We start from the raw sequence: 22,780 nt of genomic DNA on the forward strand, positions 1-22,780 counted from the left end.
GCGCGCGTGTGTCGCCGTCCGGCTCCGACGTCCTTGTTTCGTAAGGAGCTGCAGTCCGATATGCCCGATTCTCGCTCGTAGGGTGAATGCCGTGACGACCTCATCCCCACGAGCGAGTGACCCGCACCCGGCGTCCGTGGACGTCGTGCTTCCCTGCCTCGACGAGGCCGAGGCGCTGCCCTGGGTCCTGGACCGGATCCCGCCCGGCTGGCGGGCGCTCGTCGTGGACAACGGCTCAACCGACGGCTCGGCGGACATCGCGCACGCCCTCGGCGCGACCGTCGTACGAGAGGCGCGGCGCGGCTTCGGCGCCGCCTGCCACGCGGGCCTGACCGCGGCCACGGCGGACATCGTGTGCTTCTGCGACTGCGACGCCTCGCTCGACCCGGGCGACCTGGTGCCTTTCGTACGGCGCCTGGTGGCCGGCGAGGCCGACCTCGTCCTCGGCCGGCGCCGCCCGCAGCGACGCGGCGCCTGGCCGCCGCACGCCCGCGCGGCCAACCTCGCCCTCGCCCGCCTGCTCCGGCGCCGAACCGGCCTGCGCCTGCACGACCTGGGCCCGCTGCGCGCCGCCCGCCGCGCGCCCCTGCTCGCCCTCGGCCTGACGGACCGGCGCAGCGGCTACCCCCTCCAGATGGTGGTGCGCGCCGCCGACGCGGGCTGGCGGATCGCCGAGTTCGACGTGCCGTACCGCCCGCGCACGGGTGCCTCGAAGGTCACGGGGACGTGGCGCGGCACCTGGCAGGCGGTGCGGGACATGAACCGGGTGCTGGCCGAGGAACCGGTCGGCGGGAACGTCGGGGAAGGGGCCCGCCCGTGACCACGCTCCTCGTCATCGCCAAGGAGCCACGCCCGGGCCGGGTGAAGACCAGACTCACCCCGCCCTTCACCCCCGACGAGGCCGCCGTGCTCGCGGAAGCGGCACTCGCGGACACCCTCGACGCCGTGGCGCGGACGCCCGCCCGGCGCCGGGTGCTGGTCTTGGACGGGGCGCCGGGCCCCTGGCTGCCGCCCGGCTTCGAGGTCGTACGGCAGTGCGCGGGCGGTCTCGACGAACGGCTGGCCGACGCCTTCGCGGGCTGCACCGGCCCGGCCCTGCTCATCGGCATGGACACCCCGCAGGTGACGCCGGAGCTGCTGACCGTGGACTGGGCGGACTGCGACGCGTACTTCGGCCCCGCCGTGGACGGCGGCTTCTGGGCCCTGGGCCTGGCCGCGCCGGACCCGTCACGGCTGCGGGGCGTGCCGATGTCGACACCGCACACGGGCGCCGTACAGCGGGCCCGGCTCGCGGATCTGCGCGTGCGCGACCTGCCCCGCCTGCGGGACGTCGACACGGCGTACGACGCCGACCTGGTCGCCGCGGCGGCTCCGGGCGGCCGCTTCGCCGAGGCGCTGGCGCGGCTGTCTCCGGCGGCGGGCCGATGAGCGGGCTGCGGGAGGTACGGGAGGCCACGGCGGCGTGGATCGCGCGACAGGCGGGGCCGAGCGGGGGCGGGCCCTGCCAGGACACCACGACCGACGGCCCGGCACGACAGCCCGTGGCGGGTCCCGGCACCGACGACGAACCGCCACTGGTCCCGGCCGACGCCGGCACCCGCACCCTCGGCCCGTTCACCCCCGGCCCCCGATCCTCGGCCACCCACCCCGCGCCCGACCGCACATGGTCCGCCGACCCCTACGCACACGCCCTCCGCACCGGACAGGGCCCCCTCTTCCTGCGCCGTGCCGACGGCTGGCTGCTGCCGTTGGACGTGGAGCGGTGGTGCGCGGCGGTCGACGCGGCGGATCTGGAGGTGCTGCGGCGGTGTGAGGGCGCGGTGCTGGACGTCGGTTGCGGACCCGGGAGGATGGTGGCGGCGCTGGCGCGGCAGGGGCGCCAGGTGCTCGGCATCGACGTCAGCGAGGCCGCCGTCGCACGCACCGTACGGCTCGGTGGCCCGGCGTTGCGCCGGTCCGTCTTCGACCCGCTCCCCGGCGAGGGCCGCTGGGGCACCGCCCTCCTCATGGACGGCAACGTCGGCATCGGCGGCGACCCGGCGGCCCTGCTCGACCGGATGGCGCAACTTCTTGCTCGCGGCGGCCTGTTGATCGCCGAGACGGTGCCGGACCTGGACCTCGACGAGCGGGTCCAGGTCCATGTCACCGACGCCCGTGGTGCCCCCGGCGCCCCCTTCCCCTGGGCCCGGCTCGGCACGCCCGCCCTGCTGCGGCACGCCGAGCGCGCCGGCTGGAGTGCCGTCGACCGGTGGACGGCGGGCGGTCGTTCCTTCGCGGCCCTGCGCAGCCGTCAGCCGAAGTCGGCGTTCTGAAGGGAGGGTGAGAGTCAGCGGACTCTCAGGCAGGTCACAGCAAAGATCCCGCAATACAAGCGGTCTAGACTCGAGCCTCAACTGCCCGGGCCCGTGGTCGAAAGCGGGCAACCTCTGCCAAGCCCGAAGGGTACTCGGCGTTTTGATACGGATAGATTCAGTCACCAAGCGCTACCCGGACGGCACGGTGGCGGTCGACCGGCTGTCGCTGGAGATACCCGATCGCTCGATCACCGTGCTCGTGGGGCCGTCGGGCTGCGGCAAGACGACCACGCTGCGGATGATCAACCGGATGGTCGAGCCCAGCGAGGGCACCATCCTCCTCGACGGCGTGGACATCCGGCAGCAGCCCGTCAACACACTGCGCCGGTCCATGGGTTACGTCATCCAGAACGCCGGTCTCTTCCAGCACCGCACGATCCTCGACAACATCGCCACCGTGCCCCGCCTGCTCGGCTGGAGCAAGGAGAAGTCCCGGACCCGGGCGCGGGAACTCATGGAGCGGGTCGGCCTCGACGGGGCGCTCGCCAAGCGGTACCCGTACCAGCTGTCCGGCGGCCAGCAGCAGCGCGTCGGCGTGGCGCGGGCGCTCGCGGCGGATCCGCCGGTGCTGCTGATGGACGAGCCGTTCTCGGCCGTCGACCCCGTGGTGCGCAAGGGGCTGCAGGACGAACTCCTCCGCATCCAGGACGAGTTGGGCAAGACCATCGTCTTCGTCACCCATGACATCGACGAGGCCGTCAAACTCGGCACGATGGTCGCCGTGATGCGCACCGGCGGCCACCTCGCCCAGTTCGCCCCGCCGGCCGAGTTGCTCTCCCACCCCGCCGACGCGTTCGTGGAGGACTTCCTCGGCGCCGACCGCGGCATCCGGCGGCTGTCGTTCTTCCCCTCGGCGGGCCTGGAGCTCCTGACGGAGCCGATCGTCGCCGTCGACGCCACCGCCGAGCGGATCGCCGCCGCGGGCTCGGGCGACACCCCCTACCTCCTCGTCACCGACCCGGACGGCAAGCCCCTCGGCTGGAGCGAGCCGCGGGATCTCACCGCCGGGGAGATCAAGACGGAACGGCTGCTGCCGTACGGGCGGCCGTTCGTGCCCGGTACGGACTCACTGCGGGCCGCCCTCGACTGTGCCGTGCTCTCGCCCACCGGATGGGCCGTCGCCGTGGACACCGAGGGGCGCGCCGCCGGAGTGGTCTCGCAGGTGACCATCGGCGAGGCCATCCGCGGAGCGCACGCGGAGCGCAGCGCCGACGGCACGGCCACGGCCCAGAAGGTCGCGCCATGAACGAGCTCTTCGACATGCCCAGCTACCTGGAGCACAGCTATTTCGGCCTGGTGGGACTGCACCTGCGCGAAGCACTGCTCCCGGTGCTCGCCGGGCTGCTCGTGGCACTGCCCGTGGCACAGCTGTGCGTCCGCTTCCGGTGGCTGTACCCGCCGGTGATGTGGGTGACGACCGTGCTGTACGCCATTCCGTCACTCGCGTTCTTCGTCATCCTCATCGACTACACCGGCCTGAGCGAGCTCACGGTGATGATCCCGTTGGCCGTCTACAGCCTGGTCGTACTGGTCCCCGCCATCGTGGACGGTGTGCGGTCGGTGCCGCAGGAGACCCTGGCCGCGGCCACCGCCATGGGCCTCGGGCCCGTACGGCGCTATCTCCAGGTGCAGTTGCCCATCGCCGCGCCCGCGATCCTCGCCGGGCTGCGGGTGGCGTCCGTGTCGAGCATCTCCCTCGTCAGCGTCGGCATGCTGATCGGCAACGAGGGCGCCCTCGGCAACATGCTCGACGCCGGCCTGAAGTACGACCAGCCCCGCCTGGTGTGGCTCTCCGTGCTGGGCACGGCCGTCCTCGCCATCCTCGTGGACGCCCTGCTGATCGTCCTGCGCGTCCTGCTGACGCCCTGGATGCCCCGCGGCACCCGCAAGGGCTCACGGACGCTCGTCGCCAAGGAGGCAGCCCGGTGAACGTACTGAACTTCATCAGCGCCTTCTTCAGCGACAGTGCCCACTGGCAGGGCTACGACGGCATTCCGACGCGGGTCGCCGAGCATGTCCAGTACACGCTGATGGCGCTCGCCATCGCCGCCGCCGTAGGACTGCCGGTCGGCCTGCTCACGGGTCACACCGGGCGCGGCGGCAACACGCTCGCCCTCATCGCCACCTCCGCCCGGGCGCTGCCCAGCTTCGGCCTGATGGTGCTGATGTTCATCCTGCTCGGCCTGGGCATGGCGCCCGTGATGATCCCGCTGGTGGTGCTCGCCGTCCCGCCCATCCTCGTCACCACGTACGAGGCGATGCGCTCCGTCGACCCCGCACCGGTGGACGCGGCCCGCGGCATGGGCATGGGCGAGGCCGGGGTCCTGTTCCGGGTCGAACTGCCCATGGCCCTCCCGCTGATCTTCAGCGGACTGCGCTCGGCGGCCATCCAGATCGTCTCGACGGCCACCATCGCCGCGTACGTCAGCTTCGGCGGCCTCGGCCGTTACATCATCGACGGCCTCTACCAGCGCGACTACGAGAAGGTCGTGGGCGGCGCCACGCTGGTGGCCGCCATGGCTCTGACCACGCTCGCGGTGTTCTGGGCGGTGGGACGGATCACGGTGTCGCCCGGGGTGCGCAGGCGCGGCTAGGTCGTGTCCGCAAAGTCCCGCCCGCCCTCCGGGCGGACGACGGGACTTTGCGGACACGACCTAGCGGGGCGAACCCGGGCGCGTCAGCCCTCCGTGCGGGCCAGGGCCAGTTCCAGTACGACGAGCAGGGCGTCCCGTACCGAGCCGCGCTCGCGGGCGTCGAAGACCAGGACCGGGACGCCCTCGGTGACGTCGAGGGCCCAGCGGACCTCCTCCAGGGTGTGCTCGACCCTGCCGTCGAAGGCGTTGACGGCGACCGCGAAGGGGATGCCCTTGTGCTCGAAGTAGTCGACGGCCGCGTAGCAGTCGTCCAGCCGGCGGGTGTCGACGATGACGAGCCCGCCGACCGCGCCCTCGACGATGTCGTCCCACATGAAGCCGAACCGCTCCTGGCCGGGCGTGCCGAACAGATACAGCTTCAGCGTGGGGTCGATGGTGATGCAGCCGAAGTCCATGGCCACGGTGGTCGTGGTCTTGCGCGGCGTGTGGGTGAGGTCGTCCACCCCCGCCGCGACCTCCGTGATGGCGGCCTCGGTGGTCAGCGGCTCGATCTCGGATATCGAGCCGACCGTGGTGGTCTTGCCCACGCCGAAGCCGCCCGATATCACCATCTTCACCGGCAGCGGCGGTCGTACGGCGGCCGACCGCGCTGCTGGGACGGTGGCGGGTTCAGTCGGTGTCACTGAGTACCCCTCGTGAGTCGGGGATGGCGCGCAGGCCCTCGATGAGTCTGCGCAGGACGGATGCGTCGTGGACGACGTCGGAGTCGGGCACGTGCACCGTCAACTGCCCCGCGGCGCGCAGATCCTCGGCGAGGACGCGCACCACGTTCAGGTGCAGCCGCAGCCTTGCGGCGATCTCCGCGATGGACTGCGGCAGCCGGCACACGGCGACGATGTCGTGCCGTTCGAAGGCGAGCCGGTCGAGCGCCTCGAGCCCTTCGGCGGTGGCCACCACCTGGGTCTCGACGGGCATCGACGGGCCGTCACCGCCGTCCGCCACCCGGCCCGCGGTGACCAGGAACGGCCGTACGGCGGAGGCGGGGCCGACCGCGTCCGGGCCGCTCGGGTCCGGCGGTGGGGTGCCGTCCGCCATGGGTTGTCCGTCCTTCTCGACCGGGTCGGCCCGGTCAGCGGCCCGACGCGGCGCCGACGCTGTTCTTCAGCTCCAGCACGAGCTGCGGGCTGAGGGCGGCGCCGGCGCGGTTGGCGAACACGGTCATCTCGTAGGCGATGTTGCCCAGCTTGGCCTCCTTGTCGGTGACGACGCCGAGCACGGCGCCGCTGCCGATCGCGGAGACCAGGACGTGGCCGCCCTCCAGGTCGATGATGACCTTGTTGAGGCCGCCGAGGCCGTAGTTGCCGGACGCGCCGGCGGCCAGGCTGGTGATGCCGGAGACGATCGCGGCGAGCCGCTCGGAGTCGGCCTGCTCGCGCAGTTCCGACACGGCGATGAGGAGTCCGTCGGACGAGACGGCGATGGCGTCCACGACGCCGGCCGTCTCGGTCGCGAAGCGATTCAGCAGCCAGGTGAAGTCGGCTGCGGCGGCCTGCAGTTCGGCCGGCGTGGTGCCTCCCGCCGGGGTGCCACCTGTCGACGTGCTCACTGCTCCGCTCCTTCCGGGGGGTCGTTCTGGTCCTGCGTATGGGGGGTTGGGGGTGCGGCCGGGGCGGAGAGTGCTCCGGTGCCCGCTCGATCGCCGCCGTGCCGGCTGTCGCGGTGCGCGCGTGCCACGGCGGCCTCGAACTCCTCGATCGCCGCCCGCACGGCTTCCGCGTCCACCGCCCGCACGCTCTGCCGCGCCGCCGCCTGCTGGGCGGAAGCGCCGCCCTGCGTACGCAGGGTCGCACCTCGGACGCGGCGACGCAGGGGGCGGCTGGTGGCGGCCTCTTCACCGGCGGCCGAGCGACCCGTCGGAACCGCCTCGGGACGGGGCGGCTCGTCCGACTCGGCCACGTGAGCCGAGGTGTGCTGTTCGGCCCTGGCTCGCGGCGAGGGGTCGGGCTGGTCGGCCCGGGCGTGGTCGGCGGGCACCGGGTCGCTGTGCTCGGCGCGCGGCCGGTCGGCCACGGGGGACGGCTCGGGGCGGGCCTCCGGGACGGACGGCGTGTCGTCCGGCCCGGCCCCGGAGGACGGAACCGTGTCCCTGTCCGTACGTGTGGTCGAGGGCGCCGTACCCGCCGAGCCGGCTCCCCGCCGCGAGACTCTGCGGGGGAGCGGCCGCGGGCCATCGCCGTCCGCGTCGGCGGTCGGCCGTACGGCGTCCTGGGGCGTGGCATCGGCCCGGGCGGCATCCGTCTGCGCGGCGGCAGAGGCCCGGGGCCCGGTGGTGGGGGCCGACAGCGCGCCGGCGGCGGGCGACGGGCCGGTGGCCGAGGCCGCGTCGGGGGCGTTGCCCTCCACGGCCCCCGAACCGCCGGCCACCGCCGCCAGCGCGGCCATCGCCGTGGCCCCTGTCGTGCTCGCCGTCACCAGCAGCGACGGCGGTACCGTCACCTCGGCCGTCACGCCGCCGCCCGGTGTGCGGGACAGGGTGACCGTGATCTCCCAGCGGCGGGCCAGCGTGCCGACCACGAACAGGCCCAGGACCTTCGTCGGCACCAGGTCCAGTCGCTCGCGGCGGATCAGGCGGGCGTTCTCCTCTTCGAGGCGCTCGGGGCTCATGCCGAGGCCGTGGTCGGCGACGACGATCACCGCGCCGCCGTGCTCGCCGTTCGCCACGGAGACCTCGACCGGGCGGCCCTCCGGGGAGAACGACACCGCGTTCTCCAGCAGTTCGGCCACCATCAGCGTGAGGTCGCCGATGACCTCCGGCTCCACCATGGCCTCGGTCCGCGCGCGCAGCTCCACCCGCTGGTAGCCCTCGATCTGGCCGAGTGAGGCGCGTACGACGTTGGTGAGCGCGGTGGGACCGGCGTCCAGGTCCGCCTCGTGGATGCCGGCGAGCAGCATCAGGCTGTCGGCGTTGCGGCGCAGGCGAACGGCGATGTGGTCGATGGAGTAGAGGCGCTCGAGGAGCGCGGGGTCGGTCTCGCCGCGCTCCACCGCGTCGATCAGGGACAGCTGGCGTGTCGTCAGGTTGCTCACCCGGCGGCCCACGTTGCCGAACATCTCGGCGACGTTGCGCCGGCTCAGCACCTGCCGCTCCAGCAGCGCGACCGCCGTCTTCTGCACCCGGTTGAACACGTCGGCGAGTTCGCCGATCTCGTCGCGCGCCGTGACCGGGATCTCGCTGAGCCGCGGCGGACCGTCGTCCTCGGCGTCGTCGTCGGCCACCCGGGCCAGCTCGCGTTCGGCGACGTCGGCGACCTCCCGCGCGGCACCCGTGAGGGCCTGCACCGGCCGGACCACGGAGCGGCGCACCAGCATCGCGAGGACCAGCCAGACGGCGAAGCCGAGCAGGGCGAGCCCGAGCAGCACGACCGCGTTCCACGCGGCCTCCTCGGAGGTGTCGTCCGCCCTGTCGGCGATCTGGTCGATGAGCGAGGTGGTGATCGCCAGCCGGGTCCTGGCCTGGTCCCGATAGGCGGTGTAGGAGTCGAGCGCCTCCGCGAGCGACTCGCGGATCTCGGCGGGCGAGCCGCCCTGCGCGGAGCCGGGGTCGATCTGCAACTCGGCGAACTGCCGGCTGATGACGCTCTGCGCGGCGGTGTACTTGATCCCGTTGAGTTGGGCGGTCTGCGCGTCGGTGGCGAACCGGGCGAACCGGTCGGCCTGGTGGGTGTACTCGTCGTAGGAGCCGATCGCGCCGATGAACTCGATGAGCGCGTTGGAGTCACCGGTCGACGCGGAGAAGACACCGGTCTCGAAGGCGCTGTGGGCGGCGCCCGCGCGCAGCAGCGAGTCGAGCAGGTTGCCCGTGAAGGTGGTCGCGAGATCGGGGTTGCGGTCCAGCGCCAGGCCGTCGATCAGCGCCTGCGTGGCATGGGTGTAGGCGGGGTCGATGTTCTCGGCGGGCAGATACTGCCGCTCGACCGTGTCCCGCAGGCTGCTCAGTCCCTCGACGCCCCGCAGCGCCTGCGCCTCGGTCTCCGGCAACCGGTCCCCGAAGGCGTCGCGCACCCGCTCGATCTGGGCGTCCACCATGGACTGCGCCGTGCGGTAGGCGGCGGACGAGGGCGTACCGACCCCGGCGGCCTCGTGCCGCACCGAGAGCAGGACGGCCTGCTGGTGCTCGGCGGCCAGCCGGTCGACGAGCGTGGCGACCTCGGCGCTCTCCCGGACCAGCCGGGCGGCGTCCGCCGCGTTGCGCGACTGCGCGGTCTGGTCGGCGATGAGGTAGGCCAGCAGGGCCGCCACCACGGTCAGCGGCACACCGACGAGAAGGTTGAGCTTGCGCCGGAAGGGCCAGCGGACGGTGAACCCGCGCGGCCGACGCGGACGAGGCACGCCCACTTCGTCGGTGGTCACTCTGCCTCCTTCGTGGGCGTCACACGGTGCGCGAAGGTCTCACGTGACCGCAGTTGTTCGAGTATGGATCGGCTCTGTCCGTGGGACAGTACCGCCCCTTGATCACCGTGACCGGAACTGTACGTCAAGAATCCATTACGGCCCCCTGCACCCCAAGCGTCCCCTCTTCACATCGCGGCGCAACTGCCCGTAACCTTCCGATTTTTGAGGCCAATCGGTGACCTGACCGCTCTTGACTGACCGAGAACCGGCTGGATTGGATCAGTGGAAGAGTTCTCCCAACCCACTGAATCCGGAACGGGAATCGTGACTTTCACCGCCGTACGCAGCAGGTCCCTCAGGAACCGTCCCGGCGCGGCCGCCGTCGCGTTCGCCGCCACCGCGGCGCTGCTGGCGGGATGTTCCTCCTCCGACAAGTCCGACCCGCTCGCCGAGGGCGGTGCGAGCGGCGACACCGTCGTCGTCGGCTCCAACAACTTCGCCGAGAGCATCCTGCTCGCCGACATCTACGGCGAAGCACTCAAGGCCAAGGGCATCAAGGTCACCTACAAACCCAACATCGGCAGCCGTGAGACCACCTACGGCCTGCTCAAGAACGGCTCCGTCACCGTCCTGCCGGAGTACAACGGCTCGCTGCTCTCCTACCTCGACCCGAAGGCGGAGCAGAAGTCGCAGAGTGCGGTGAACACGGCGGTGGCGGCCAAGCTGGACTCGAAGCTGACGCTGCTGGAGTCGTCGCCGGCCGAGAACAAGGACTCGGTCACCGTCAACGCGGAGACGGCGAAGAAGTACAACCTGACGGCCGAGTCCACGCTCGAGGACCTCAAGGACATCGCCCCGGACCTGGTGATCGGCGGTTCCCCGGAGTTCCAGACCCGGCACCAGGGCCTGAAGGGCCTGGAGTCCGAGTACGGCGTGGAGTTCAAGTCCTTCAAGGCCCTGGACGCGGGCGGCCCGCTGACCCAGGCGGCGCTGGCGAAGAACACCGTGCAGGCGGCGGACATCTTCACCACGGACCCGACCATCACCAAGGAGGGCTTCGTCGTCCTGAAGGACCCGAAGAACCTCTTCGGTTTCGCCAACGTGACCCCGCTGGTCTACAAGAGCGGTCTCTCCCAGGAGGGCGTCGACGCGCTCAACGCGGTCTCGGCCAAGCTGGACACCAAGACACTCCTCGACCTGGACACCCAGGTCCAGCAGGAGAACAAGGACCCGCTCGACGTGGCCAAGGCCTGGCTGAAGTCGGCCGGCCTGGACTGACCTACGGCCCGTACGGCGGGGTCGCGGTATCGCCGCGACCCCGCCGCGGGGCTGCTCAGTAGCCGACGTGGAAGGTGGCGTCCTGGCGCTCGGTGGTCGTGGAGACCGGGTCGATGCGCAGGGTGTAGTTCGCGTGCCTGATGTAGCGCGTGGGGTTGTTGTACGAGCGGAACGACGCCCAGGAGGCGTCGGCGAGCCCGGCCGTACGGTAGAAGGTCGCGTCCCCGGCGAACGTCGACGTGCCGTCGTTCTCGTCGAGGCGCAGCGCGTAGCTGTAGTGCCGCAGGTATCGGGTCGGGTAGTTGACCGACTGGAACGAGACACCGGAGGAGTCGGCGAGACCCGGCACCAGCTTCCACTGCGAGTCGGGGAACGGGTCGAAGGGGTACTCGTCGATCCGGCCGGCGAACCCGCTGTGCCGGATGTAACGCGCCGGGTAGTTGTACGACTTGAGCCGGTTCCAGGCGGGGGCGCCCCACCTGGCGACGAGGTTGTTGTACTCGGTCGAGGTGATCGGGTGGATGCCGCAGTGCTTGGAGTTGAGCGGCTGCGTGTAGAGCTTCTGGTCCACCGCCGTCCAGGTGCCGGAGGCGAGGTCGCTGGTCTGCCAGGCGTAGAAGACGCCGTTGGGCGTGTAGGTGTCGCCCCAGAGGTACCAGGTGTTGGACGTCAGGGACTTCACCACCGTCGGGGCCTCGGTGCCGCCGTGTGCGACCGCGGTGCTGAACGGGGTGAAGCTGCCGGGGTTCAGGGTCGTCGAGCGGGCGCCGACCAGGGTCTGGGCCTTCTTGTAGTAGAGGTAATTGACGCCGTTCACGCCGATGGTGAGGTTGCCGTCGATGACGTCGTAGCCGGGGTCGAAGAAGACCTGGGGGTTGGTCGTCGTACGGAAGTCGGTCGTGTAGCTGACCATGATGACGTTGTGGCCGCTGCTGTTCACCGACGAGTAGAGGATGCCGTACTGGCCGCGGGAGGCGTCCCAGTAGGCCTCCGGCGCCCAGCTGTGCGTGCCCGTCATGTCGTGCAGCTTCAGCAGCCGGTAGCCGGTGAAGGTGCGCAGGTCGGTGGAGTCCCAGACATGGATGTAGACGCTGTTGCGGGTCCAGTCCGTGCCGCTCAGGTCGGTCGCGAGGACGACGAACGTCCCGTCCTGCTTGCGCAGCAGGAACGGGTCGCGCAGACCGCCGGCGCCGAGGGTGGGGGTGGCGACGGGGTTGTTCTGGTTGAGCGGCGTCCACCGCAGGCCGTCGGTGCTGACGGCGAGATGGAGGTTGTAGTCCGCCTCCAGCATGGTGTTGGACTCGGTGAAGTAGACCATCGCGTACGCCGAGTCGGCGGCGTGGGCGGTGCCCGAGCCGAGGGCCAGGGCACCGGTCGCGGCGAGCGGGACGGTCGCGGCCATGCCGAGGAAGTGTCTGCGGGAGGGGTTGGGCATGCGGCTCTCCAGGGGGTGCGGGGGGATTTCCATCCTGCCTTCTGGCCGATATATCGAACGGAGTTCGACTAATCGACCAGAAGCTAGGAGAGGGTCGGTGGCACGTCAATCACCTGGTCATCCTTGGCGGATTCCCGCCAGCCGGCTGTGGGTTCGATGCGAACGGCTACGCCGTCTTCGCCGCCGCTATCAACTGGTCGATCAGAGCGATCAGTACGTCCCGGCACGACTCGCGCTCCCGCGCGTCGCACAGCAGTACTCGGACATGTTCCGGGAGGGCGAGGGCGTCCCGGATCTCCTCGGCGGGGTAAGGGTGTTCGCCGTAGAAGCCGTTGACACCGACGACGAACGGGATGCCCCGGCGCTCGAAGAAGTCGATGGCGGCGAAGCTGGACTCCGGCCGGCGGACGTCCACCAGGACCACGGCCCCCAGCGCGCCGATCGCCAGGTCGTTCCACATGAACCAGAACCGCTGCTGCCCGGGCGTACCGAAGAGATACAGCACCAGCTCGCGGCTGATGGTGATCCGGCCGAAGTCCAGGGCCACGGTGGTGGCCTGCTTCTCCTCGATGCCGTTGAGGTCGTCGATGCCCAGGCCCGCCACGGTCAGCGGCTCCTCGGTGCGCAGCGGGGCGATCTCGCTGACCGATCCGACCAGGGTGGTCTTGCCGACACCGAAGCCGCCGGCGATGAGGATCTTGACCGTGTCGGGCGGCGCGACCGCCTCCGGGGTGGTGTCAGAGCCGGCCAAGGCCGTCCCTCACTTTCTGCAGCAGGTCCAGGTCCGGGGTACGGGCGGCGACGGGGTGCGGCGGGTGCACGGTGATCAGTCCCGCCTCCAGCAGATCGCAGAGCATGATGGCGACCACGCTCACCGGGAGGTCGAGATGGGCGGCGAGCTCCGCGACGGCGATCGGCCGCGCGCACCGCCGTAGGATCCGCACCTGCTCGGGCTGCGGCCGAGGTGCCCGCTCCGGCGGCGGATCCACCGCCGTCACCGTCGTGATGAGGGTGAAGTCGGTGCGGCTGGGCCGGGTCCGGCCGCCGGTCAGCGTGAACGGACGTACCAGCCGCCCCGCCGTATCGTCTCCGCCCACCTCACGCGCCAGGGCCGGCATGGGCCCGCGGTGCCGCCGACAGATGCTCGCCGATCTTCTTCACCAGCATGTTCATCTGGTACGCCACCACACCGACGTCCGCACCCTGGTTGGTGAGCACGACGAGGTGGGCGCCCGGCCCGGCCGAGGTCAGGATCAGATAGCTGTTGGCCATCTCGATCAGTGCCTGGCGCACCGGTCCGCCCCGGAAGTCCATGCTGACGCCCTTGCTGAGGCTCATCAGGCCGGACGCGGTCGCCGCCAGCCGCTCGGCGTCGTCGCGCAGGAACCCGGTGGACTTGCTGACCACCAGCCCGTCCTCGGAGAGAACGACGGCGTGGTTGACGTCGGCGACCCGCTCCACGAGTCCGGTGAGCAACTGGTCGAGCTGGGTGTCCGTGGCGGGGGTGGGGCGTGTCATGGCGATGTCCTTCATGAGCGGTCGGCGGGCGGGGTGGAGGACGTGGGGGCGGCGGCGGACGAGGCGGAGGGGGCGGCGGACGGGGCGGGCTCGGCCGCGTGCGGCCCCCCGGGCGCGGCGTCGTCACGCGTCCGCCGAGCGGCGGGGATCCGCAGGTCCGCGGCATCGGAGGCGGCAGAGCTCCGCAGGGCGCGGGCCTCGGAGGTGTCCGTGTCCTCGCCGGCCTCGGAAGCCTCTGGTGCCTTGCCGGTCCCGGAAGCGTCCGCGACCCCGTCGCCGGTGTCGTCGCGGGCCTGGAGTGTGCCCCGCTGGAAGCAGGCGAGGGAAGCGGCGGCGCGTTCCGCGGTGAACTCGTCGGCGTGGTCGTCCGCTTCGGTGGGCGCTGCCTCCTCGCGGAGTTCGGCGACCAGGCTGGTCTGCGGTACGCGGCGGGGGAGCGGGGAGAGGCCGTCGCCGCGTGCGGGGGCCAGGGCGGGTGCGGTGCGGGCCGGGGCGACGGGGCGGGACTCCCGTACGGGCTCCTCCGGTTCGGCGGCACCGGTGTGCTCCGCCTCCTCCTGGTCGGCGGCCGGCAGATCCCGTACGACGACGTCGTGCGGGATCAGCACGATCGCCGTCGTGCCGCCGTACGGCGAGGAGCGCAGCGTGACCGCGATGCCGTGCCGCCGGGCGAGCCGGCCGATCACGAACATGCCGAGCCGCAGGTCGTCGGCGAGCGCCACCACGTCGAACTGCGGGGGCTCGGCCAGCTGGGCGTTGAAGGAGTCGTAGTCCTCCTCCGGCATGCCGAGACCACGGTCCTCGACCTCCACGGCCAGGCCCTTGGCCACCATCGCGGCGCGAACCGTGACCGGCGCGGGCGCGGGGGAGTACAGCGTGGCGTTCTCGATGAGCTCGGCCAGCAGATGGATGACGTCCGCCACCGCGGGCGGCGCGAGATGCACCTCCTCCTCGGTGTGCACCTCCACCCGCTGGTACTCGGCGACCTCACCGACGGCACTGCGCAGAATGTCGATCAGCGCGACCGGCTCGCTCCAGCTGCGGCCCGGCCGCTCACCGCTGATGATGACGAGGTTCTCCTCGTAGCGGCGCAACTGGCTGGCGGTGGAGTCGAGTTCGTAGAGCCCCTTGAGCACCTCGGGGTCCTGGTGCGCGCGCTCCAGCGCGTCCAGCTTGGTGAGCTGGAGGTTGACCAGGTTCTGGCTCTGCCGGGCGATGCCGAGGATGATCTTCTGGAACCCGCGCCGGGTGTCGGCGAGTTCGACCGCGGTGTGCACGGCGGTGCGCTGCGCGGTGTTGAACGCCTCGGCGACCTGGCCGAGTTCGTCGTGGCCGTAGTCCAGCGGCGGCGTCGCCAGCTCGACGTCGACCTTCTCGCCCCGCTCCAGCCGGGCCACCACGTCGGGCAGCCGCTCCTGCGCGAGGCTCAGCGTGGCCTCGCGCAGGCCGCGCAGTCGGCGCGAGAGCGAGCGGGTGATCCGCCACGACATCCCGACGCACAGCGCCAGGGCGACCAGACCGCCCGCGCTCAGGGAGCCCGCCGTGCTCAGCAGGTCGCGCGCGTTGTCTCCGCTGCGCTCCAGCAGCGCGGTCGTCTGCTGCCGGATCAGCGCCTCGTACTCGTTCGAGACCTTGACCAGCGCCGTCCGCCACTCCTTCTGCGCGTCGGGAACGGCGATGTCCCCGTCGCCACGGGCCGCCGCCCGGGCCGCGAGCACCCGGTCCTCGATGCCCTCCAGAGCCCGCCACTGCGGGGTCGCGAGGATCCGCTCGGTCTCCGCCTTCGCGCTCCCCGTGAGCGTGGGGAGGATCTGGTCCTTGACGAGCCAGCGGCGGGTGTTCACCAGCTCCGCGAACTCGCTCCAGGTCTTCTCGTCCATCTTCCGCGCCGGCGAGGCCAGCGTCAGCAGCGCGTCCTCCCGGGACATCAGTTCCGCCGCCTGCTCCAGCGAGACGAGCGGGCCGGCCTGCGAGGTGAGGTCGCCGTCGTCGACCTGGGAGAGCTCCTGGAAGGCGTGGATCTGGTCGTCGATGATCGACGTGTACTGGCCGAGCGCCTGTGCGGCGGGGATGTCGGTCGGGTTGTCCACCTGGCCCCGGTAGTACTCCAGGCTGCTCACGGACGCGACGACCGAGTAGAGCCGGTCCTTGACCCGAGGGGAGGCCTGCTGGATCGCCTCCGACTGGGCGAGGAGTTTGGCAACCGCCTTGTCGGTCTTGCGGCGCTGCGCGTCCAGCCCGGCGCGGGCGGCCTCCTGACGCGTGGCCAGCCATACGGCCGAGTAGCTGCGTTCCTGCTGCAGCGCGAAGGTGGCCTCGGTACCCATGGCGCCGGTCGACTTGCTCAACCGGGTCTGCGAGCGCAGGTGCAGGCCCTCCGAGAACATCTGGATCGTCGTCACGCTCCAGACGGCGGCGAGCGTGACGCTGGGCACCAGCGCGAGGAGGACCAGGGAAAGACGTATGGAGCCGAGGCGGCGCCGGGGACCTGTCCGTGGAGACATTGTCGTCCTAGGGCGATCAGCGGAGGGCGGGGACAAGCGGAATGCGGACGGGCGCGGTGGGTGAGCGCATGCCCGGTGGTCACACAGGGTTCGCAGGATGTTATCCGTACATGTGGACGTACGCGTCACGCCTGACCGAATCTTTGGCGACACCCGGGGCGGAAGTGTCCGGTCAGCGGGTCCCGTTGGCCGCGAACTTCGCGACCGCGGCGACGTTCGACCTGGTGACGAACGCCGGCCCGGTCAGCACGGGAGCCTCGCCGCCGCCGAGGGTGTTGCCGTTCGTCCGGTACAGCCAGAGGGAGTCCACGGCGAGATAGCCCTGCAGATACGGCTGCTGGTCCACCGCGAACTGGACGTCACCGTCCTGGACCGCCTCGACCAGGTCCTCGTTGAGGTCGAAGGTCGCGACCCGGGCCTTGCTGCGCGCCTCATCGGTCGACTTCACCGCGGCCAGCGCGTACTGCGCGCCCAGCGTCACCACTTCGTCGATGCTCGGGTCCTGCGTCAGCCGGGACGCGACGGTGGCGGTCACCGCGTCCATGTCGCTGCCGTCCACATAGAGGTTCTCGGTCTCGCCGCCGAACGCCTTCTTCACCCCGGCGCAGCGCGCCTCCAGGGCGACGTTGCCGCGCTCGTGGATGACGCAGAGCGCGTGCCTGGCCTTCAGCTCGTCGAGCTTGGCGCCGACGGCCCGGCCCGCGACGCTCTCGTCCTGGCCGAAGTAGCCCAGCAGTCCCGCGGACTGCCAGTCGTCTATACCGGAGTTGAGACCGACGACGGGTATGCCGGCCCTGCGGGCCTCGGTCACCGGACTCGTCATCGCCGAAGGCTTGGCGAGGGTCACGGCGATGCCGTCGACCTTCTGCCGGATCGCGTCCCGCATCAACTCGGCCTGCCCCGCCGGGTCGGCGTCGCTCGCATAGGCCAGATCGATGCCGTCCTTGGTGGCCGCGGCCTGGGCGCCTTTCCGTACCAGCTCCCAGAAGGCGTCACCGTCGCCGCCGTGGGCGATGAGGGCGACCTTCATCCGTGCGGTGCCCGCTGCCGCGTTCGCGTCCGACGCGTCGTCGGTGCCGCCGACGGCGGAGCAGCCGGCCAGCAGCAGACAGGCGGCGGCCGCGAGGGCCGCGACACGAGCGGAACGGCAAGAGGGGGGTGGGGTCTTCATGAGGGTGCGGCACCTCGCTGTGCGGCCGAGCCGGAGGAACGAACGAGAGACCGGCCGGTGCCGGAGGGGGTGCGCCGGCCTGTGAACTCTCGCTGGGGCGGAGCCAATCGCGTGTGACCACCGGTAGTCAAGTGTGCAACCACTCGGTGTGAGTCGTTGCTCCCACATCGTGATGAACCGCTGGCCGGAGGGCGGGCCGGGCTCCGGCCCGCCCACGCAGCTTGCGCTCGCAAACCGGGTCAACTCGGCTTGCGCGCCACCGCCCCGTACATCGCGATGTCCTCGTCCCGGATCACCTCGGTGCCCGTATCGTCCGGACGCCATTTGTGGACCTGGACGATGCCCGGCTCGACGAGGTCCAGACCGGTGAAGAATTCCCCGGCCTCGTCGAGGGTGCGCAGCCGCATCGGCATGCCCCGCGCCGCGTACTCCCGGGCTACCCGGCCGACCTCGTCCGGCGCGAACTCGGCCGTGCCGATGGACATCGCGAGGCAACTCCCCGCGGGCAGCGGTTCGAGCAGCCGCCGTACGATCCCCACGGCGTCGTGCTCGTCCAGCAGGAAGTGCACGATCGCGATCACGGTGAGCGCGACGGGCTCGGTGAGGTCGAGGGTGTCCCGGAAGGCGGGCGAGTCGAGAACGGCCGCCGGCTCGCGCATGTCGGCCTCCACGTACGCCGTCCGTCCCTCGGGCGTTCCGGCCATCAGCCCTTGGGACAGCTTGAGCACGAGCGGATCGTTGTCGACGTAGACGACCCGCGACTCGGGAGCGACGGACTGGGCGATCTCGTGGATGTTGGGCGAGGTCGGAATCCCGGTCCCGATGTCGAGGAACTGCCGTATCCCGGCCTCGGCGGCGAGATACCGCACGGCCCGGTTCATGAAGTCCCGGTTGGCCCGCATGTGCACGGGCAGCGCGGGCCATTCACGGACCATGGCGTCGCCGGCCTCCTGGTCGGCCGGGTAGTAGTCCTTGCCGCCGATGATGTAGTCGTAGATGCGGGCGGAGTGGGCATGCTCGGTGTCGATGTCGCTGGCGGTCATGGCCGGCCTCCCCGGGGGCGGGTGCGTCTGCAACTACACACGGGCGACCTTCAGTTGACGTTCACCGTGCCCGCCAAGAACTCCTGACGAGATGGGGTGGCAGCCGCACTCCCGGCAGAGCGACGCCGCCGCCCCGAAACCGGCCGGATCCGCTGCTCGAGGTCAGCGAGGGGTGAGGAGGCAGAACTCGTTGCCCTCCGGGTCGGCCAGAACCGTCCAGGAGATCGCGGACTGGTCGATACCGGGGTCGGTGGCGCCCAGGGCGCGCAGTCGGGCTTCTTCTGCCGCCAGGTCGTCATCGGGGTAGGGGCTGACGTCGAGGTGGACGCGGTTCCACCCGCTCTTGGTGTCGGGGGTGCGGACGAACTCCAGGTAGGGGCCGACGCCTTTGGCCGAGCGCATGGTCGCGTGGTCGTCGGTGACCTCGTGCAGCGTCCAGTCCATCGCCTCGCCCCAGAACCGGGCCATCCCCCGCGGGTCGGTGCAGTCGACCACCACCGCGGCGATCGGGCCGGTGTCCGCGTAGATCGGGCGGGGCTCCAGGACGCAGAACTCGTTGCCCTCCGGGTCGGCCATGACCGTCCAGGGAACGTCGCCCTGACCCACGTCGGCGAGCGTCGCGCCGAGATCCCTCAGGCGCGCGACCAACTCCGCCTGATGGGCGGTCGAGGTGGTGGCCAGATCAAGGTGCACCCGGTTCTTCACCGTTTTGGGTTCCGGGCGGGCGACGATGTCGACGCAGACGGCCGTGGGGTCGGGGTAGGCGAAACCCACGGGTTCGAGGTTGGTCACGCCGGGTCCCTCGCTGTCGACACCCCAACCGAGTGCCTCCGCCCAGAACCGGCCGAGCACGGAGTCGTCCTGGGCCTTCATGTTGATCTGCACGAGTCTTGTCGCCATGCCGCAGATCCTAGAAGCCGCCGCCGAACCAGGCGGCCGCGATCAGGACGAGCCGGGTGACGTCGTCACGGACAAGTCCTACGGCGCCGTCGCCGCCGCTCCCTTCCTCCGCTCACGCCACCGGCGCCGGGGCTCCTGATCCGGCAGCCACCCGAAGGTGAGACAACTCCCCACCACACCCAGCAACAACCCGACGAAGAACCCGCCCAGGTTCGACGTGAGCCAGGTCCCCAGCGAAACCAGGACCCCGGTGATCGAGTAGAAGAGCCGCTGCGCCGGGTTGAAGAGAACGAGCAACCCCAGCACGACCATCAGCGCCGGCAGCAGATACCCCGCCAGCCCCTGCATACCGACATGCAGGACGACCTTCAGCGAGGCCTTCATCGTGAGCAGAATCCACGCCCCGCCCAGCGCCAGCAGCACCCCGCCCCAGAACGGCCGGTCGGCCAGCCGGCGACGGAAGGCCGACCGGAGATCCGCACGCTCGCTCATCAGCAACCCGAGCTGCTGAAGCGGAGCTTCAGCCCGGGCAGCCTGAACACCCCGGCGGTCGTGGCGTAGTTGGTCTGCCGAAGGTTGGCGATGTGCACGGTGTCCGCCTGCTGGCTGAAGACGCCGATCGGCCCCTTCACCCCGGCCTTGGTCAACGTACTCGCGTCGTTGCCGATCTCGATGTCGGTGAACGCCGCGTCACCCGACAGCTCTGTCGAGTCGGTGGTCAGATCGGTCGCGGTCACCTTCTCCGACCCGCCACCGGCGGTGATGAGCAGGTTCGTGCCGCCGAGGTCGACGCTCTGGCACAGCTTCGTGAGCGTCGCGTTCTTGATCGCGGACGTGACGACCAGCACCTGGCCGCCGGTGTCGCCCTCGTTCGGGCTGCCCGGCGCCATGTGGTCGAGGCCGCCGAACTGCTCGAATCCGGTGCCCTTGAGCTCGGTCGCGGTGACCGTGAACGGCATGCCGGAGATGGCGAACTGGACGCCCAGCGCGCCCTCGGCGGTGAGGACCGCGAGGGTGCCGGCGACCAGTGCGGCCGGCACCGCCATCACGGCGGCCCGGCGAGCCCGGACGCGCCCGCGTCTCGCGGAATCGCTTTCCGGGTTCTGTGATGTGTGGTCGGTGGACGAGGTGACGTCCGAGGACGAGGCCATGACTGCTCCCAGGTGCAGGAAAGTGCGGGTAGGGCATCAGCGGCACGTTGTCCTGGCGCGGACAGCGCCTACGGCGCACGACTCCTCGCAACTCCCGGCGGGTGCAAGGGCTTTCTCGTACTCCGCAGTAGCCTGCCGGGAAGTTACCCATGGTTACAGTCGAGGGTCAAGATGGTTGTGTGAAAAGGGTGTTGGTTGTGCGCCACGTGTGAGGCGGGCGCTCCCGCTGATCCCGAAAAGTTCAGCCACGAACATCAACTGCCTTGCGAGTCCTTGACGTTGACGGACCCTCAGGTCTACAACTCTCCCTGGCTCCCCCTGGATCCGTGGCGCCGGATCCACCGCCGCGCGGCCTCTGCCCGCGTTCCCGGACCTGATGTCCTTCACATTTCCTTTTCCGTGAGATCACTCCACACGCCGTCACGGTCGCTTCCCCCCTCGGTCCGTGCCGGCCACCCCTGCCGTTGCCGGTCCGTGTCGTACGGAGAAGGCGTCACGGACCGGCAACGGCGCACACGGTCTCGCGCACCCCCCACCCCCCGAACCCCCTGAGCGCAAGACCCTCAGGGCACACCCCGCATCGAAAGACGAGGTACACCCGCATGCGTGCACGCACCCTCCTCACCCTCGCCGGTACCGTCGCCGCCCTCACCCTCCCCATGGCCGGCCCCGCGTCCGCGGCCGACGGCGCCGTCCTCACCACCGGCTCCGTCGGCGGTACGGCGGTCGCGGCCGGCGAGGTCCTCACCGCTCCGCTGGCGAGCGGCACCGCCGCCACGTTCTACTCCAGCGCGACCGGTACGAGCGGCATCTCCTGCACGTCGTCGCAGTTCACGGCCACTGTGACCGACAACCCCGGCGCGCCCGGGACCGCGACGGAGTCCGTCACCGCGCACACCTTCGACGCCGCCAGCTGCACCACCAACGTGGTCGGCGTGCTCGGCGTCACCAGCATCACGGTCAACAACCTGCCGTACAGCGCCGCTGTGTCCTCCGACGGCGCCGTCACCGTCACCCCGGCCGAGGGCTCCGCCATCCAGACGACGGTCGTGCTGCGGACCCTGCTGGGCAGCATCAACTGCGTCTACCAGGCGCCCAGCCTGACCGGCACGGCGAGCAACGACGACAACAGCATCAACTTCGCCAGAGCCCAGTTCACCAAGGTCTCCGGCTCGTCCCTCTGCTTCGCCAACGGCTACTTCACCGCCAAGTACGCCCCGGTTACCGGCAGCGGCGAGGCCGTGTACGTCAACTGACCCCCGCCCGAGCCGGAGTTCACCTCCGGCGCGAACGCAGCGCCAGGGCGGCGCCCCCGGTGAGCACCAGCACCGCGGCGGCGCCGCCCGCCAGCACGGGCGCCGAGGGGCCCGAACCGGAGTCACCGGTGGAGGCGACCGGCGTGCTGTCGGGCGCGGAGCTGCTTCGGGGGCGCGTGGTCGCGGCGGCGGGGGAGGAGGGCGTCTTCGCAGTGGAGGTCGGCGCGGGGGAGGGTGCCTGGGGCGAGGCCGCCCGGGAGGCGGTCGCGCGAGGCTCGGTCGTCGGTGCGGGGGTGGCAGCCGCACGCTCCGGGAACACCACGTCCGAGCACGAGTAGTACGTGTCCGGCGTGCTGCTGTTCTGCCAGATCGTGTACAGCACATGCCGCCCGGCTCGGTCGGACGGCAGCTTCGCGCTGATCCGGTACGCCCTGTCCGTCAGCGCCGGGTCCTTCACCTCCGCGAACGGCCGCTCCGGGAGGTCGGACCAGGTGAGCGGTTTCGCCGGGTCGTAGCCGGGCTTGGTGAGGTAGAGCCGGAACGTGCCGGTGTGCGGGATCGTCGAGACGTACCGCATGGTGAGCGTGGCGCCCGGGGTCAGCCGGGTGGACGGCCAGTCGGCGCGGGCCAGGTCCAGCCCCCGGTAGGCGGGCAGTCCGCCGCTGCACAGGTGGCCGTCGGGGACGATCTGCCGGTCCCGGCCGTTCACGTTCGCGATCCGCAGGTTGTCCCAGGCCGTGAAGGGCGAGCCGTTCTTCGCGACCGCCGCCTTGCACGCCGTCGACCGGGAAGCACTGCCGCCCTCGGGGGAGCAGGCGTACACCCGGCTGACCGGACCCGTCGGGGCGCCGTGCGCGTGAGCGGGACCCGCCGCCCACACCGTGAGCAGCAACGGCGTGACGGCGGTGGCCGCGAGGGCGGTGCGATGCGATCTCATCCAGGGCATCCGGGGCATCCGGAACGTCTCCTCGGCCGGCGCGGGAACGGTCCTTGTGCAGTACGGGAATCCGGCCCGGCGCGTTCAGTGCGCGACTAACCGGGCAGAGCCCGCCAATACCGGTCAACCGTCCGACGTAGAGGGTAGGTTTCCGGCCGGATCGAGGGTTTCCCCTGTATCCCGATGACCTTTTCTTTGCCTATCGTTCGACCACAGCCGACCCACAGGTAACCCCGAACGGGTAGGC

At 71.1% G+C, this 22,780-nt stretch carries 23 protein-coding genes; 8 read left to right on the forward strand and 15 right to left on the reverse strand.

Annotated elements, in window-relative coordinates:
• Window positions 1-82: 82 nt before the first annotated feature.
• The 6 genes from ACIBAG_RS32815 to ACIBAG_RS32840 all read left to right on the forward strand — a co-directional run bounded on the left by ACIBAG_RS32815 (window position 83) and on the right by ACIBAG_RS32840 (window position 4,948).
• Window positions 83-820 (forward strand): glycosyltransferase family 2 protein, encoded by a 738-nt coding sequence (locus ACIBAG_RS32815; RefSeq protein ID WP_399110096.1) that lies wholly within the window; start codon window positions 83-85, stop codon window positions 818-820.
• Complete coding sequence (locus ACIBAG_RS32820; protein WP_399110098.1) at window positions 817-1,428, forward strand: DUF2064 domain-containing protein; 612 nt, start codon at window positions 817-819, stop codon at window positions 1,426-1,428. The genes ACIBAG_RS32815 and ACIBAG_RS32820 overlap by 4 nt, the downstream gene beginning before the upstream one ends.
• A complete protein-coding gene (locus tag ACIBAG_RS32825; protein WP_399110100.1) occupies window positions 1,425-2,312 on the forward strand; it encodes a class I SAM-dependent methyltransferase in 888 nt (295 codons plus the stop codon). Before ACIBAG_RS32820 ends, ACIBAG_RS32825 begins: the two co-directional genes overlap by 4 nt.
• 142 nt (window positions 2,313-2,454) lie before the next feature.
• The gene (locus tag ACIBAG_RS32830) at window positions 2,455-3,600 is read left to right on the forward strand and encodes an ABC transporter ATP-binding protein (RefSeq protein ID WP_399110101.1); all 1,146 of its coding nucleotides are present in this window, start codon (window positions 2,455-2,457) and stop codon (window positions 3,598-3,600) included.
• Window positions 3,597-4,283, forward strand: a complete 687-nt coding sequence (locus ACIBAG_RS32835) for an ABC transporter permease (RefSeq protein WP_031486914.1) — start codon at window positions 3,597-3,599, stop codon at window positions 4,281-4,283. The genes ACIBAG_RS32830 and ACIBAG_RS32835 overlap by 4 nt, the downstream gene beginning before the upstream one ends.
• Window positions 4,280-4,948, forward strand: coding sequence for an ABC transporter permease (locus tag ACIBAG_RS32840; protein ID WP_399110103.1), 669 nt, complete (start codon window positions 4,280-4,282; stop codon window positions 4,946-4,948). The genes ACIBAG_RS32835 and ACIBAG_RS32840 overlap by 4 nt, the downstream gene beginning before the upstream one ends.
• 83 nt (window positions 4,949-5,031) lie before the next feature.
• Here the strand turns inward: ACIBAG_RS32840 and ACIBAG_RS32845 are convergent, their stop codons facing one another.
• The 4 genes from ACIBAG_RS32845 to ACIBAG_RS32860 are packed head-to-tail and all read right to left on the reverse strand — an operon-like array spanning window position 5,032 to window position 9,358.
• Complete coding sequence (locus ACIBAG_RS32845; RefSeq protein WP_399110105.1) at window positions 5,032-5,631, reverse strand: GTP-binding protein; 600 nt, start codon at window positions 5,629-5,631, stop codon at window positions 5,032-5,034.
• Window positions 5,618-6,043 carry a DUF742 domain-containing protein gene (locus ACIBAG_RS32850; protein ID WP_399110107.1) on the reverse strand — a complete coding sequence of 142 codons (426 nt, stop codon included), beginning with the start codon at window positions 6,041-6,043 and terminating at the stop codon, window positions 5,618-5,620. Before ACIBAG_RS32850 ends, ACIBAG_RS32845 begins: the two co-directional genes overlap by 14 nt.
• Before the next feature lie 34 nt (window positions 6,044-6,077).
• On the reverse strand, window positions 6,078-6,554 hold the full coding sequence (locus ACIBAG_RS32855; RefSeq protein ID WP_399110109.1) for a roadblock/LC7 domain-containing protein: 477 nt from the start codon (window positions 6,552-6,554) through the stop codon (window positions 6,078-6,080).
• Window positions 6,551-9,358 (reverse strand): ATP-binding protein, encoded by a 2,808-nt coding sequence (locus tag ACIBAG_RS32860; RefSeq protein WP_399110110.1) that lies wholly within the window; start codon window positions 9,356-9,358, stop codon window positions 6,551-6,553. Before ACIBAG_RS32860 ends, ACIBAG_RS32855 begins: the two co-directional genes overlap by 4 nt.
• A gap of 306 nt (window positions 9,359-9,664) precedes the next feature.
• On the opposite strand from ACIBAG_RS32860, the gene ACIBAG_RS32865 reads away from it, so the two are divergent.
• Window positions 9,665-10,618, forward strand: coding sequence for an ABC transporter substrate-binding protein (locus ACIBAG_RS32865; RefSeq protein ID WP_399110112.1), 954 nt, complete (start codon window positions 9,665-9,667; stop codon window positions 10,616-10,618).
• Between the two features lie 55 nt (window positions 10,619-10,673).
• Here ACIBAG_RS32865 and ACIBAG_RS32870 read toward each other — a convergent pair whose 3' ends face one another.
• From ACIBAG_RS32870 to ACIBAG_RS32915, 10 genes are all read right to left on the reverse strand, one after another.
• Complete coding sequence (locus ACIBAG_RS32870) at window positions 10,674-12,053, reverse strand: glycoside hydrolase family 43 protein (RefSeq protein WP_399110114.1); 1,380 nt, start codon at window positions 12,051-12,053, stop codon at window positions 10,674-10,676.
• A 166-nt stretch (window positions 12,054-12,219) separates the two neighbouring features.
• Window positions 12,220-12,804, reverse strand: coding sequence for a GTP-binding protein (locus ACIBAG_RS32875; RefSeq protein ID WP_399110116.1), 585 nt, complete (start codon window positions 12,802-12,804; stop codon window positions 12,220-12,222).
• Entirely contained in the window at window positions 12,791-13,171 is a 381-nt protein-coding gene (locus ACIBAG_RS32880; protein WP_399110118.1) for a DUF742 domain-containing protein, read from the reverse strand. The genes ACIBAG_RS32875 and ACIBAG_RS32880 overlap by 14 nt, the downstream gene beginning before the upstream one ends.
• A complete protein-coding gene (locus tag ACIBAG_RS32885) occupies window positions 13,152-13,571 on the reverse strand; it encodes a roadblock/LC7 domain-containing protein (protein WP_328878486.1) in 420 nt (139 codons plus the stop codon). The genes ACIBAG_RS32880 and ACIBAG_RS32885 overlap by 20 nt, the downstream gene beginning before the upstream one ends.
• Before the next feature lie 11 nt (window positions 13,572-13,582).
• Window positions 13,583-16,075, reverse strand: a complete 2,493-nt coding sequence (locus tag ACIBAG_RS32890; RefSeq protein WP_399110120.1) for a nitrate- and nitrite sensing domain-containing protein — start codon at window positions 16,073-16,075, stop codon at window positions 13,583-13,585.
• Between the two features lie 172 nt (window positions 16,076-16,247).
• Entirely contained in the window at window positions 16,248-17,246 is a 999-nt protein-coding gene (locus ACIBAG_RS32895; RefSeq protein WP_399110122.1) for a substrate-binding domain-containing protein, read from the reverse strand.
• Between the two features lie 239 nt (window positions 17,247-17,485).
• On the reverse strand, window positions 17,486-18,289 hold the full coding sequence (locus ACIBAG_RS32900) for an SAM-dependent methyltransferase (RefSeq protein WP_399110124.1): 804 nt from the start codon (window positions 18,287-18,289) through the stop codon (window positions 17,486-17,488).
• A gap of 162 nt (window positions 18,290-18,451) precedes the next feature.
• Window positions 18,452-19,189, reverse strand: coding sequence for a VOC family protein (locus tag ACIBAG_RS32905; protein WP_399110126.1), 738 nt, complete (start codon window positions 19,187-19,189; stop codon window positions 18,452-18,454).
• A gap of 78 nt (window positions 19,190-19,267) precedes the next feature.
• Entirely contained in the window at window positions 19,268-19,681 is a 414-nt protein-coding gene (locus ACIBAG_RS32910) for a DUF6114 domain-containing protein (protein ID WP_399110128.1), read from the reverse strand.
• Window positions 19,681-20,340, reverse strand: coding sequence for a DUF6230 family protein (locus ACIBAG_RS32915; protein WP_399110129.1), 660 nt, complete (start codon window positions 20,338-20,340; stop codon window positions 19,681-19,683). The genes ACIBAG_RS32910 and ACIBAG_RS32915 overlap by 1 nt, the downstream gene beginning before the upstream one ends.
• A gap of 602 nt (window positions 20,341-20,942) precedes the next feature.
• Between ACIBAG_RS32915 and ACIBAG_RS32920 the strand changes: the two genes are divergently transcribed.
• Window positions 20,943-21,596, forward strand: a complete 654-nt coding sequence (locus ACIBAG_RS32920; RefSeq protein ID WP_399110130.1) for a Tat pathway signal sequence domain protein — start codon at window positions 20,943-20,945, stop codon at window positions 21,594-21,596.
• A gap of 19 nt (window positions 21,597-21,615) precedes the next feature.
• On the opposite strand, the gene ACIBAG_RS32925 is transcribed toward ACIBAG_RS32920, so the two are convergent.
• The gene (locus tag ACIBAG_RS32925; RefSeq protein ID WP_399110234.1) at window positions 21,616-22,542 is read right to left on the reverse strand and encodes a lytic polysaccharide monooxygenase; all 927 of its coding nucleotides are present in this window, start codon (window positions 22,540-22,542) and stop codon (window positions 21,616-21,618) included.
• Window positions 22,543-22,780 lie beyond the last annotated feature (238 nt).

Origin of the sequence: Streptomyces sp. NPDC051243, from assembly GCF_044455405.1 — a bacterium.
Classification (GTDB): domain Bacteria; phylum Actinomycetota; class Actinomycetes; order Streptomycetales; family Streptomycetaceae; genus Streptomyces.